The sequence below is a fragment of the Streptococcus sp. oral taxon 056 str. F0418 genome (assembly GCF_000220065.1).
Classification (GTDB): domain Bacteria; phylum Bacillota; class Bacilli; order Lactobacillales; family Streptococcaceae; genus Streptococcus.
In genome coordinates this window covers 1,416,980-1,429,731 of record NZ_AFQU01000001.1, presented here as the reverse complement: position 1 = coordinate 1,429,731, position 12,752 = coordinate 1,416,980, and the positions used below count along the sequence as shown (strand labels likewise).

Annotated in this window: 15 protein-coding genes and 1 pseudogene; 3 read left to right on the top strand and 13 right to left on the bottom strand. The window is 42.2% G+C overall.

The features are described 5' to 3' along the window. Genes tsaD through HMPREF9182_RS07195 form a run of 4 tightly spaced genes read right to left on the bottom strand, consistent with a single transcriptional unit; the run spans position 1 to position 2,610 of the window. Positions 1-1,011 carry a tRNA (adenosine(37)-N6)-threonylcarbamoyltransferase complex transferase subunit TsaD gene (tsaD, locus tag HMPREF9182_RS07210; RefSeq protein ID WP_009443750.1) on the bottom strand — a complete coding sequence of 337 codons (1,011 nt, stop codon included), beginning with the start codon at positions 1,009-1,011 and terminating at the stop codon, positions 1-3. Continuing rightward, on the bottom strand, positions 1,001-1,453 hold the full coding sequence (rimI, locus tag HMPREF9182_RS07205; protein WP_009443378.1) for a ribosomal protein S18-alanine N-acetyltransferase: 453 nt from the start codon (positions 1,451-1,453) through the stop codon (positions 1,001-1,003). The genes tsaD and rimI overlap by 11 nt, the downstream gene beginning before the upstream one ends. Next, entirely contained in the window at positions 1,450-2,136 is a 687-nt protein-coding gene (tsaB, locus tag HMPREF9182_RS07200) for a tRNA (adenosine(37)-N6)-threonylcarbamoyltransferase complex dimerization subunit type 1 TsaB (RefSeq protein WP_009754578.1), read from the bottom strand. Before tsaB ends, rimI begins: the two co-directional genes overlap by 4 nt. 9 nt (positions 2,137-2,145) lie before the next feature. Continuing rightward, positions 2,146-2,610: a MarR family winged helix-turn-helix transcriptional regulator gene (locus HMPREF9182_RS07195; protein WP_009443070.1), complete on the bottom strand. Its 465-nt coding sequence runs from the start codon at positions 2,608-2,610 to the stop codon at positions 2,146-2,148. Between the two features lie 132 nt (positions 2,611-2,742). Between HMPREF9182_RS07195 and HMPREF9182_RS07190 the strand changes: the two genes are divergently transcribed. The 3 genes from HMPREF9182_RS07190 (at position 2,743) to rnjA (ending at position 5,941) form a co-directional block, all read left to right on the top strand. Further along, positions 2,743-3,792, top strand: coding sequence for an SDR family oxidoreductase (locus tag HMPREF9182_RS07190; RefSeq protein ID WP_009754331.1), 1,050 nt, complete (start codon positions 2,743-2,745; stop codon positions 3,790-3,792). A gap of 232 nt (positions 3,793-4,024) precedes the next feature. Then, a complete protein-coding gene (locus tag HMPREF9182_RS07185; RefSeq protein WP_009443793.1) occupies positions 4,025-4,255 on the top strand; it encodes a DNA-dependent RNA polymerase subunit epsilon in 231 nt (76 codons plus the stop codon). 3 nt (positions 4,256-4,258) lie between these two features. Beyond that, a complete protein-coding gene (rnjA, locus tag HMPREF9182_RS07180) occupies positions 4,259-5,941 on the top strand; it encodes a ribonuclease J1 (RefSeq protein WP_009443721.1) in 1,683 nt (560 codons plus the stop codon). Here rnjA and HMPREF9182_RS07175 read toward each other — a convergent pair. The 9 genes and pseudogenes from HMPREF9182_RS07175 to HMPREF9182_RS07135 form a co-directional block, all read right to left on the bottom strand. Then, positions 5,938-6,711 (bottom strand): DNA alkylation repair protein, encoded by a 774-nt coding sequence (locus tag HMPREF9182_RS07175; RefSeq protein WP_009755060.1) that lies wholly within the window; start codon positions 6,709-6,711, stop codon positions 5,938-5,940. The genes rnjA and HMPREF9182_RS07175 overlap by 4 nt on opposite strands. Beyond that, on the bottom strand, positions 6,695-7,282 hold the full coding sequence (locus HMPREF9182_RS07170) for a TetR/AcrR family transcriptional regulator (RefSeq protein ID WP_009754684.1): 588 nt from the start codon (positions 7,280-7,282) through the stop codon (positions 6,695-6,697). The genes HMPREF9182_RS07175 and HMPREF9182_RS07170 overlap by 17 nt, the downstream gene beginning before the upstream one ends. Then, positions 7,275-7,694 carry a VOC family protein gene (locus HMPREF9182_RS07165; protein WP_009443644.1) on the bottom strand — a complete coding sequence of 140 codons (420 nt, stop codon included), beginning with the start codon at positions 7,692-7,694 and terminating at the stop codon, positions 7,275-7,277. Before HMPREF9182_RS07165 ends, HMPREF9182_RS07170 begins: the two co-directional genes overlap by 8 nt. A gap of 105 nt (positions 7,695-7,799) precedes the next feature. Further along, positions 7,800-8,204, bottom strand: a complete 405-nt coding sequence (locus HMPREF9182_RS07160) for a GNAT family N-acetyltransferase (protein WP_009755015.1) — start codon at positions 8,202-8,204, stop codon at positions 7,800-7,802. A 55-nt stretch (positions 8,205-8,259) separates the two neighbouring features. After that, positions 8,260-9,605 (bottom strand): annotated as a pseudogene (gene glnA, locus HMPREF9182_RS07155) (type I glutamate--ammonia ligase). 30 nt (positions 9,606-9,635) lie between these two features. Continuing rightward, positions 9,636-10,001 (bottom strand): MerR family transcriptional regulator, encoded by a 366-nt coding sequence (locus HMPREF9182_RS07150; protein ID WP_009754624.1) that lies wholly within the window; start codon positions 9,999-10,001, stop codon positions 9,636-9,638. A 120-nt stretch (positions 10,002-10,121) separates the two neighbouring features. Then, positions 10,122-10,649, bottom strand: coding sequence for an FUSC family protein (locus HMPREF9182_RS07145; protein ID WP_009443366.1), 528 nt, complete (start codon positions 10,647-10,649; stop codon positions 10,122-10,124). A 375-nt stretch (positions 10,650-11,024) separates the two neighbouring features. Next, positions 11,025-12,224, bottom strand: coding sequence for a phosphoglycerate kinase (locus HMPREF9182_RS07140; protein WP_001096770.1), 1,200 nt, complete (start codon positions 12,222-12,224; stop codon positions 11,025-11,027). 180 nt (positions 12,225-12,404) lie between these two features. Further along, on the bottom strand, positions 12,405-12,752 hold the full coding sequence (locus HMPREF9182_RS07135) for a cupin domain-containing protein (protein ID WP_009443157.1): 348 nt from the start codon (positions 12,750-12,752) through the stop codon (positions 12,405-12,407).

Here is a 12,752-nt window from a genome sequence, read left to right as displayed (position 1 = left end):
TCACTCCATCATTTCAAATGCTAGACTAGGTTTTGCATTCAGATCTAGTCCAGCAAAGTTTTCCTTATTCCACTCGCTAACGCTAGCATAGGCAATCATACCAGCATTATCACCACAAAGACGCAAAGGCGGAATAATCACCTTAACATCTTGGATCTCAGCTGCCAAGCGTTCTCTTAAACCTTGGTTAGCAGCAACACCGCCCGCCACGACCAGATTCTTGACTGGATATTTTTCCAGCGCTTTCTTAGTCTTGGCCATGAGAATATCCATGACCGCTGCCTGAAAGCTTGCTGACAGGTCTTGATTAGACAAGACCTCTCCCTTTTGCTGGGCATTGTGATGTAGGTTGATAAAGGCCGACTTAAGACCGGAAAAAGAAAATTCCAGATTGTCCTCCTTGATCATGGCCCGAGGAAAATCATAAATATCCTGTCCCTCATGAGCCAGCTGATCGATTTCCCGGCCTGCTGGATAGGTCAGCCCCATAACGCGACCGACCTTATCATAGGCTTCACCGACCGCATCATCACGGGTTTCTCCTACGATCTTATAATCACCAGCCTGACTGACATAGACCAGCTCAGTATGACCGCCGCTGACCAAAAGAGCCAGCAAGGGAAACTCCAAGGGCTCCACACTCTGGGCTGCCATCAGGTGCCCGGCCATATGATTGACTGGAATCAGGGGAATATTATGAGCCCAAGCAAAGGACTTGGCCGCGGCTAAGCCAACCAAAAGCGCCCCAACCAGACCAGGACCGTAGGTAACGGCCACTGCTGTGACTTGCTCTTCGCTAATCCCTGCTTCTGCCAAGGCCTCCTCAATGCAAACCGTAATGACCTCCACATGGTGACGGCTGGCCACTTCCGGTACCACTCCGCCAAAACGCTTGTGACTCTCAATCTGGCTGGCAATGACATTGCTCAAAAGCTCCGTCTCATTCTTCAGAACCGCCACACTGGTCTCGTCGCAAGATGTCTCAAAAGCTAAAATATATCTATCTTTCATGGATCTCTCTTTTCATGACAATCGCATCTTCCACCGGCGCATGGTAGTAGGCCTTCCGCCGCGCGATTTCTTCAAATTTTTCTTTTTTGTAAAATAGCAGAGCTGGCTTGTTGGACACCCTCACTTCGAGGAAAATTTCTTTATCTGCTGGCAAAAAGTCAAACAAGGCTGTCGCGATTTTCTGCCCCTGATAGCTAGGCAATACAGCAATCTGCAGGACTTCTGCTTCAAAGTCTGTCTCCTGCCAGACTAAAAAGCCGACAAGCTGTTCCCCATCTTCTGCTAGCATACAACTGTTCACATCCGAACGCAGAACCTCTTCCACTTGCCCCATCGCCCAGGGGCTAATTCCATAGACTGCAAGTAGGAGCTCTTCCAGCTTTTCTGCAAGAGCTGCCGCGTCCACATCCGAGCTGGCGCTCCATTTTCTCATCTCAATCATAGGCGCTGAATGTAAGAATCACTGGATTCCTGATGGGTCTTGAGCCAGTTTTCCTCAGCCTCTACTCGCTTGAGATAGTTAGGAACAAAGTCATGAATGGACTGGGCTGGCAGGTCTAAACCGAGACGACCAATAGCTGCTGCGTCTGGTAAGGTCGGCTGAATGGCAGCCTGAGGAAGAGCCGCTTCAATCTGCTCCACAAAAGCTGTCGTTTCTCCGACAAAGGTGACCGGCTGGTTAGTAGCGCCAGCTATTTCCAAAACCTCTGCCAAAGGCAGGTGAGCTTCCGGCCGTACAACCTGACCAGACTGGTAAAAGCCAGCATAAACATTATTGCGGCGGGCATCCATGATAGGAATGACCAAGCCTTCCGCCTGCTCTGGGACTAAAGCCAGCAAACTAGACACACCAACCAGCTCAATCTTGAGGGTATGGGCCAGAGTCTTGGCTGTCGCCACCGCCATTCGCAGACCTGTGTAGCTGCCCGGACCCTGAGCAACTACGATACGATCCAAATCCGTCGGCTTCATGTCCAGACTATTCATCAGAAAATCAATAGCCGGCATCAGGGTAATGCTGTGGTTTTTCTTTATATTTAAAGTCATCTGCGCCAGCAAGGTCTCGTCCTCTAAAATCGCGAGCGTCAGCGCCTTACTTGACGTATCAAAAGCTGCAATCTTCATGCTTATCCTCTATTTTTCCTCTTGCCGCCAAAGTGAGCGGCGTTTTAATTTGTCTTCGTAGAAACTATCTACCAAAAATTCCTCTAAAATCTGGCTAAAAGCCTCCAAATTAGGCACTTGCTGCGCCAAGTGTTTTCCAAAAATCGCTTCTTGCTCAGCAATCTTGGGCAGCAAATCCGCTCCAGCAGCAGTCAAGCTCAAGCGAGAACTGCGCTTGTCCTTGCTAGAAATTTCCTTCTTGACCAAGCCTTTTTTAATCAAAGCCTGCACCAAGCGACTAGGGCTTTTTTCCTCACAAATCAGGAATTCCCCCAAGCCCTTGAGAGACAGCGGAGCATGTTCGCCCAAAACGAGCAAGACCTCGCTTTGATTGGGCGTAATTCCCAAAGGCTCTAGCAACTTCCCATATTCTCTCGTCGCTAAGCTCTCTGCACTTCTAAACAAATAGCCAAATCGAATTCCTTCTGCTACCACGCTGCTCTCCTTTCAAAAATCACTTCTATACTATTTTACACTAGATTAGGTAAATTGTTGACAATTTTAGTTAAAAAATATAAAATCTTAAATAGATGATATATCATCTATTTGCAAAAGGAGGAAAAACGGATGACCCCAAACCCTACAAATCAAAAACCAGCTAGAACAATGACCCACGCTTTTGTGACTGGTGCGACCGGTCTTTTAGGAAATAATCTCGTGTGTGCTCTGCTAAAAGAAAACATTCAAGTGACCGCTCTCGTTCGCTCCGAGGAAAAAGCGCGCAAACAATTTGCCGACCTGCCTATCCAGATTGTCAAGGGGGATATTTTAGAGCCCGAAAGCTATCGTGACTATCTAGCAGGCTGCGACAGCCTCTTTCATACCGCTGCTTTTTTCCGCGATAATTATAAAGGCGGCAAGCACTGGCAGGAGCTCTACGACACTAATATTATAGGCACAAATAACCTCCTAGAAGCTGCTTACGAGGCTGGTATCCGCCAATTTGTACATACTTCCTCCTGTGTCGTACTGGAAGGTGAGGCCAATCAGCTAATCGATGAAAGCATGTCTCGCTCAAAAGATACTCCTTTTGATTACTATCGCAGCAAGATTTTGAGTGAAGAGGCCGTTCGTGATTTCTTGGACAAGCATTCAGATGTTTTCGGTTGCTTTATCTTGCCGAGTGTAATGTTGGGTCCTAGAGACCTTGGTCCGACCTCCAGTGGGCAGCTGATTATCAATTTTGTAGAGCAAAAACTTCCAGGTATCTTAAAGGCTAGCTATAATATGGTGGATGCTAGAGATGTAGCAGATATTCATCTACGCGCCATGAAATACGGACGCTCAAAGGAGCGCTATCTGGCAGTTGGACGGCAAGTGACCATGACAGAATTGTACCAAATACTGGAAAAAATCACTGGCGTTCCCGCCCCCAAGCGCAAGATCTCCCCTCTTTTCGTCAAAATCTATGCCCAAGCAAGTGAGCTCTACCACCGGCTCACCAAAAAACCAATTTTGGTTACCAATGAGCTCGCTCATCTCATGGCCGAAGAATATCTCAAAAGTAATTTTAGCTTTGCCAAAACCGAGAGCGAGCTAGGCGGACAGCATCGCCCTCTCGAAGAAAGCTTAGCTGACGTGGTAGATTGGTACCGCAAGCACGGCTATCTATCATAAGATTAAAAGTATCCGGAACAGGCATTTCAGGAATATGGAATCCGAATGCTTTCAGACTAAATCACTCTTACATTTTCTTATCTCCACCTTTTACTATTCCCTTATTTTATGTTATAATCATTATAATTGTAACGAATCAGGATTAATCTACTACTCAGAATTGAATAAAAGAAAACAGCTAATCAGCTGTTGTTTTCTGCAGGTTAATCATGAAAATATGAAAGGAAATGTAATGATTTACAAAGTTTTTTACCAAGAAACAAAAGACCGTAGCCCACGTCGTGAGAACACTCGTTCTCTTTATTTAGATATTGACGCTAGCAATGAACTAGAAGGACGCATCCAGGCTCGGAAACTTGTAGAAGAAAATACAAGCTATAACATCGAATTTATCGAACTTTTGTCTGACAAACACTTAGAATATGAAAAAGAGTCAGGCATCTTTGAAGTAACGGAGTTTTAAACCATGTCCTATACTTTGAAACCAAATGAAGTTGGCGTTTTTGCTATTGGTGGTCTAGGGGAAATTGGTAAAAACACCTACGGAATCGAATATCAAGACGAGATTATTATCGTTGATGCTGGTATTAAGTTTCCAGAAGATGATCTACTTGGGATCGACTACGTTATCCCTGACTACTCCTACATTGTAGAAAATATTGACCGTGTCAAAGGTGTGTTGATTACTCACGGTCACGAAGACCATATCGGCGGTATTCCCTTCTTACTAAAACAAGCTAATGTCCCTATCTATGCCGGTCCTTTAGCACTGGCGCTCATCCGTGGCAAGTTAGAAGAACATGGCCTCCTACGTGATGCCAAACTCTATGAAATCAATCAGAACACTGAGTTAACATTTAAAAACTTAAAAGCGACTTTCTTTAGGACGACTCACTCTATTCCGGAGCCCTTGGGGATTGTTATCCATACACCTCAAGGAAAGATTGTCTGTACCGGTGACTTTAAGTTTGACTTTACTCCCGTTGGTGAGCCTGCTGACCTGCACCGCATGGCAGCTCTAGGAGAAGAAGGCGTACTCTGCCTCCTATCCGACTCTACCAACGCTGAAGTTCCAACCTTTACAAATTCCGAAAAAGTTGTTGGTCAGTCCATCATGAAGATTATCGAAGGCATCCACGGACGTATTATCTTTGCATCCTTTGCCTCTAATATCTTCCGTCTCCAACAAGCTGCAGAAGCCGCAGTCAAAGCTGGACGTAAAATTGCTGTTTTTGGTCGCTCCATGGAGAAAGCCATTATCAACGGGATTGAACTTGGATACATAAAAGTGCCAAAAGATACTTTTATCGAACCCAATGAGATTAAGGACTATCCTGCCAGTGAAGTTTTAATCATGTGTACAGGAAGCCAAGGGGAACCTATGGCAGCCTTGTCTCGCATTGCTAATGGAACTCACCGTCAGGTTCAGCTACAGCCTGGGGATACTGTCATCTTCTCCTCTAGCCCAATTCCTGGTAACACTACTAGTGTAAATAAACTAATCAATATTATCTCTGAGGCTGGTGTAGAAGTTATCCACGGTAAGATTAACAACATACACACCTCCGGACACGGTGGTCAACAAGAGCAAAAACTGATGCTCCGCTTGATTAAACCAAAATATTTCATGCCTGTCCACGGTGAGTACCGCATGCAAAAACTCCATGCCGGTCTAGCTGTTGATACGGGAGTTCCAAAGGATAATATCTTTATCATGAGCAATGGTGACGTCTTAGCATTAACAGCTGATTCAGCTCGTATAGCTGGTAGCTTCAACGCTCAAGATATTTATGTCGACGGAAACCGCATTGGCGAAATTGGTGCTGCCGTCTTACGTGACCGTAAAGATCTATCAGAGGATGGTGTCGTATTAGCTGTCGCTACTGTCGACTTTGAATCACAAATGATTCTAGCAGGACCAGATATTCTCAGCCGCGGCTTCATCTATATGCGTGAGTCTGGTGATTTGATTCGCCAAAGCCAGCGTCTCCTTTTCAATGCCATCCGCATTGCCCTCAAAAATAAGGATGCCAATATCCAGTCTGTCAACGGTGCTATCGTCAACGCCTTACGTCCTTTCCTCTACGAAAGTACCGAGCGCGAACCAATTATTATTCCGATGATTTTGACACCAGACGAAGACAATTAAAATAAGCTTTGCCAATAGGCAAAGCTATTTTTTGTTTTATTTTTTGTCCTAGAAGCATGCTTGATAATCCAAGCGCAGCTCGAACTCAGCTCTTCCTCCTGCCAAGCTTGGATGATACTCTCAAATTTTTCAGGATCTTCTTTATATAAATCATTCAGATTATTAGCGACACTTTTTTGGATTGATTTATCCCTATCGTCTTTTAAATTCCTTAAAATAGCGGTAAACTCATCAAAATAATCTAAGACCACAGTTTGCTTCTTAGACCAAGGTAGTCGAATCCGCATACACTCGCTGGCTAATCTGCGGACACGCATGTTCTCATCTTTACTCCACGCCAGCAGTAAATCCATTGTAGCTTTAGGAAAATTAGCCAGCAAGGGCCGCATGGAAAATTCTCCAGTAAATCGCTTGGTTAATTCCTTGCTGAAGGCTGCACTCAGCTCAAATTCCTGACTTCCGTAAAGTTCCACGTATTTACCAATCGGCCACAACCAGTACCCTTCTGAAAACATCCCCAAGCCGCCCTCTAACTCTGGACCAAGTATCTGCTCAAAAACCTTAAGAGAATCAGCATAAGAAAGCGGCAAGCATTCTTTAATACTCCTTGCCAGCAGCTCCTGACGCTGAGTAAATTCCAAAGTCTCTAAGTCGCTTTCAACTAGAGACATAAAATGCTGAGCATCAAATTTATCTGTGACTTCTTGCAAGCAACGGCTCAAGTCCTCCGCATAAACCAAATCATAATAATCTTTAACCTTCTTCGCCATGATTTTTAAATCCCCTTAAAAGACTTCTCACCGCTTCTCTGACTTCTATTTTTTTCTCTTTCTCAGCCAGAAATAGAGACAACTCATTCAAGGCACCTGAAATCATATGAGCCACCATATCCAGATCAATAGAGATAAGTTTCCCTTCATTAGATAAAATGTCTAATTGTTCTCTCAAATGAAAGAAAGAATTAGCCTCGTCCTGACTGCGCCACTCTTTCCATTCAACAACATTAGGTCCATCAAGCAAGAGAATGCGCTTATTTTCTGTCAAAGTAGCAAAACGAACAAAAGCAACACAGCCTTCCACCAACTGCTCCCAAGAATCGTGTGCTTCCAGGGCGTTTTTTTCTACATAAGATCCCAGTTCGGATTGAATTTGTGCCAATACCGCAATAAACAAAGCCTTTTTATTTCCGAAATGATGATAAAGTGCGCCTCTTGTCATTCCCAACTCATCTACAATATCTTCCAAGGAAGCTTCTGCATAACCCTTTAAAGAAAAATGTTGCCGAGCGATAGCTAATATTTTCTTGCTTGTCTCTAAGGAAGCCTGCTGTTTTTTATTCATCTTCACTCTCCAAATAATTTGCCACAAACTCAGCGTTAGGTGAAATGACTTGAATTACATCAACCAAAACAGAACCCGGCGCTTCCACAATGAAATGGCGCTGACCAAAATCTTCACTCTTAATGGGAAGAAGGAACTCCATTTCTTCTTGCTGACGCAATTTTTCATAAAGACAATCCACATTGTCAACTTCGATATTGATGATTAGGCCACTCGCCTTAGACTGGTAGGCTTGTGGCACTGTCCCATGCTTGCTATCAATAAAAGCAAGCTCAAAATTACTCTCGATATTCTTTAAACTAATATACCAATCTGAACGGAAGGTTTCCTGAAATTGGAAATAATCAATAAAGAATTGTGCTGATTGATGGACATCTTCACTCATTAAAACTGTATATAAACTAGTAATCATTTGTTCTCCTTTTCTTAAGTTTTATTTTAACATACATTCAGTATGTATGCAAAATGAATGTTTAAAAACAGAAGCCAAATTGACTTCCATCTAATTGAGAAAATCTCAGCTCAATCGCTTGATAAAATGATATTTGGTAATCCCCTTTTGCGGAACATCTTCTAGACTTGCATAGATTTCATAGCCCTGTTTGAGATAGAAATCTTTGGCTTGATAGGATTTAGTGGATAAGGTAATACTACTAACTCCCTCTGCCATCGCTTTTTCTTCTAATTCAGCCAATAGGCTTGCTCCCAAACCTTGCTTTTGATAGTTGGGCTCCACTACTAAGGCCTTGATATGAATATTTTCCAGCACTTGCTGAGCATGTAGAAGGGCAATTAAGTTCCCATTTTCTTCTCTTTTAAAGAAGTAATCACGCGCTTCAAGTTTTTCTAGCAGAGTTGAGCCAAATGTCTTCTCATATTGCTCATTAAAAATTTGTTTTACAAAATCTTGAAAATCTAGCATTTTTTCCCTCTCTATAAAAAAGCAGGGTTTCTATACAAACATCCCTGCTAAATAATTAGTATAAATCTAGGTAATTATCAATTTCCCATTGCGATACAAAAGTCGCATAGCTAGCCCACTCAATTCTCTTTGCTTCAACAAAGCTAGTATAGATGTGGTTCCCAAGCGCCGCCTTAACCACTTCATCTTCTGTCAGAGCTTTTATAGCATTGTGCAGAGTTGATGGTAAGTCTGTAATACCTGCTTCATTGCGCTCTTCTGCAGACATGATATAGATGTTTTCCTCAACAGGTGCTGGAGCTTCGATTTTGTTTTCTATTCCATGAAGACCAACTTCTAAGAGAACAGCCATCGCAATGTAAGGATTGGCCATCGGATCTACAGAACGAAGTTCCAAACGCGTTCCCATACCTCGCGAAGCCGGAACACGCACCAAAGGAGAGCGATTTTGACCAGCCCAAGCGATATAAACTGGAGCTTCATAACCCGGAACCAATCGTTTATAAGAGTTAACCGTCGGATTCATGATAGCTGTATAGTTATACGCGTGTTCAATCAAACCACCCAAGAAATAGTAAGCTGTTTTAGATAATTGCATCCCCCTTGGATCTTCCGGATCAAAAAAGGCATTTGTCCCATCTTGATTAAAGAGAGACATATTACAGTGCATGCCTGATCCTGCAATCCCAAACTTAGGCTTGGCCATAAAAGTTGCATACAAACCATGCTTACGAGCAATTGTCTTCACAACCAACTTAAAGAGCTGAATTTTATCACAAGCACGTAACACTTCATCATATTTAAAATCAATCTCGTGTTGTCCAACCGCAACTTCATGGTGACTAGCTTCTACTTCAAATCCCATAGTTGTCAGAACATTCACAATCTCTCGACGAGTGTTATCAGCTAAATCTGTCGGCGCCAAATCAAAATAGCCACCTTTATCATTCACTTCTAGCGTCGGATCTCCATTCTCATCCAATTTAAAGAGGAAAAATTCTGGTTCAGGACCTAAGTTAAAGGATTGAAAACCAAGCTCCTCCATGTGTTTAAGGGCACGCTTTAAGTTACTGCGCGGATCTCCCTGAAATGGAACCCCTTCTGTTGTATAGACATCACAAATCAAACCTGCAACACTACCGTTTTCATCCCCCCATGGAAAAACAGTCCATGTATCCAAATCAGGATAAAGGTACATATCAGACTCGTTAATCCGAACAAACCCCTCAATAGAAGAGCCATCAAACATGGCTTTATTCGACAACACTTTTTCTAATTGCTCATCTGTTGCAGGAATCTCTACATTTTTCATTGTCCCCAAAATATCAGAGAACATCAGACGAATAAAGGTTACGTTTTTTCTTTTACTTCACGCTTAATATCAGCAACTGTAATGGACATGATTATCTCCTTATGGAATCAAACACATAGCTAGGGTCTTTTTAAAGGCCCAAAAGTTGGGGTTGAGGATGCAAATCGACTCTGTTGGACAATATCGTTATGCAATGCACGACGAACGTCTTTTTCGCTTACTAGCTTCTTAGCCTTCACTTCACGCTCAGCATACTCACGCTTAATAGCTGCAATATTATGTCCTTCTGCAATATAGTCTTTTATCTCCAATAAACGATCCATATCATTCAACGAGTACATCCTACGATTGCCTTCTGTTCGTTCTGGAGTAATCAACTGCTGGTCCTCATAATAGCGAATCTGGCGTGCCGTCAAATCTGTTAATTTCATGACACTTCCGATAGGAAAAATCGCCAAGTTACGACGAAGCTCCTTTTCTTTCATTGCAACCTCCTTTCAGTCAGCCAAGTCAAGCTTTTAGTCTTTTGTGGCCAATATTAAAACTATTATATGTCGAAACAGCTATTCTGTCAAGAATAAATGTCAGTTTTTCTTACATCATATTTACTTATCTTGTTTTCGTAAATAAGCTCGCAGACGGTCAACATCATAATTAACCAGCATCGCAATAAAAACACCTAGAAAAGTCTCGAAAACACGAGCAAATACATAGACTATTGTATCTCCTTCAGGGATAGACAGGGTAATAATCAGCAAAGCAGATACACCCCCGATTACACCAGCATTATTGTTCATCGCCACATTTGTCATAATCGTCAGCATTGTACAAATAGGTACAAAAAGCAATGTTACCCAAAGCTGGTCTTGAAAAAACTTATTTAACAAAAAGAAAAGCAAAGCATATAGACCACCAATGCTATTTCCCAAAATACGTGATGTCCCAAAATGTACACTTTTATCAAAGTCTTCTCGTAGACTAAAGACAGCTGTCAAAGCACCTATTTGAAGACCCTTCCAGCCAAATAGGTTAAATAGAAGTAGCACAATAAAAACAGCTAATCCTGTCTTCAGCGTGCGCATTCCTAATTTGAATTTTGATTTATCAAACTTATACTTACTGAAATAATTCATATCCCTTTCACCTTCTTATCTCATTGTAACATATTTAGAAGCAAAAGTTGGGTTTCTTCTAAAATGACAGTTTTGTATTAGAATAAGAAATTTCGTCTAATCCTACTAACTAGATAGAAAGGATGAGAATCTTGAACTGCCCCACCACCTTTTAACTATTTAAGACCTATAAAACAGGATAGCCGAAGGTCTAGAAAGCTACAATTTTTTCAGTCAATGCTGCAAACTTTACCTTTTACTAATTTCATTGGGATTCTATCACCGCATCACAATTAGCCACACTAACACAAAAAGGTGACATTGTCACCTTTTTGCTAGTATTTCATTGTTGCTTTTCTACAAAATCAGGATTTTATAAAAATTAGCGAACTGAAATTATTTCTCTGTAAGGGCAGCTAATCCTGGCAATACTTTACCTTCAAGGAGTTCCATTGATGCTCCACCACCAGTAGAGATCCAAGAGAACTTGTCTGCACGACCAAGGTTGATGGCTGCAGCAGCTGAGTCACCACCACCGATAATTGATTTCACGCCTGGTTGTTTCACGATAGCGTCCATGACACCGATTGTACCAGCTTGGAAGTCAGGGTTTTCAAATACACCCATAGGGCCATTCCAGACAACAGTTTTCGCACCAGTCAACGCTTCATCAAATTTAGCGATAGATTTAGGACCGATATCCAATCCAAGGAATCCTGGGTCAACCGCTTCACCTTCAGTGTCTTTTACTTCAGTATAGTCTGCAAAAGCATTTGCTTCTTTTGAGTCAACTGGCAAGATCAATTTGCCGTTTGCTTTTTCAAGAAGTGCTTTCGCTACATCCAATTTGTCTTCTTCTACAAGTGAGTTACCGATTTCGATACCTTGTGCTTTGTAGAATGTGTAAGTCATCCCACCACCGATAAGGACTTTATCAGCTTTTTCAAGCAAGTTTTCGATAACACCGATCTTGTCTGAAACTTTTGAACCACCAAGGATCGCTACAAATGGACGTTCTGGAGCTTCAACTGCTTCTTGGATATAGGCAATTTCGTTCTCCAGAAGGAAGCCAGCAACTGCTTTTTCAACATTTGCTGAGATACCAACGTTAGATGCGTGTGCACGGTGAGCTGTACCGAATGCATCGTTTACGAAGATACCATCTCCAAGTGATGCCCAGTATTTACCAAGTTCAGGATCATTTTTAGATTCTTTCTTGCCGTCAACATCTTCGAAACGAGTGTTTTCAACCAAGAGAACTTGTCCATCTTCAAGAGCGTTAACAGCGGCTTCCAATTCAGCACCACGTGTAACACCTGGGATAAATTTAACTTCTTGTCCCAATTTAGCAGCCAAGTCAGCAGCTACAGGAGCAAGTGATTTACCTTCTTTGTCTGCTTCTTCTTTTACACGTCCAAGGTGAGAGAAGAGAATTGCACGTCCACCTTGTTCAAGGATGTACTTGATAGTTGGAAGAGCTGCAGTGATACGGTTGTCATTGGTAATCACGCCATCTTTAACAGGTACGTTGAAGTCAACACGAACGAGAACTTTTTTCCCTTTCAAGTCAACGTCTTTAACAGTAAGTTTTGCCATGTTACAAAAACTCCTTTTTCTATTTTATACGCAACTATTATAACACATTTTTCAGTAATTTTCTTGCTCTAAAGAAATTTTTCACAAAAAAGGGGGGCGAGAAATCTCTTCTTCAAAGCAAAGAAAAGAAAAAGGAGAGGCTGGAAAAAATCTCAGTCTCTGAAATGATATGACCTATTTTCAATAGGCATCTGGCACTTCAACTTTATCAACTTCCTGATAAGGTGCTAAGGTTGACACCATAACAATTGGCTCATCATAAGCATTTTTGACATAGTGCACTTCGCCAGGTTCAATATGGATAAACTGCCCTTTTGAAAGAGTGTATTTGGCTTTATCCACATAAATATCTATCTTCCCCTCTAGGATATAAAAATTTTCTTCCATGACTTCATGATAATGGGCGGGAAAATCTTGTCCGGGATTGAACCTCACCACCGCAAAATTTGAGCGAGGGCCTTTCATCAAGTATTTGGGGCCACTGTCGCCGAAGCGATAATCTCTATCTTTTTCATCTACGATTTTCAT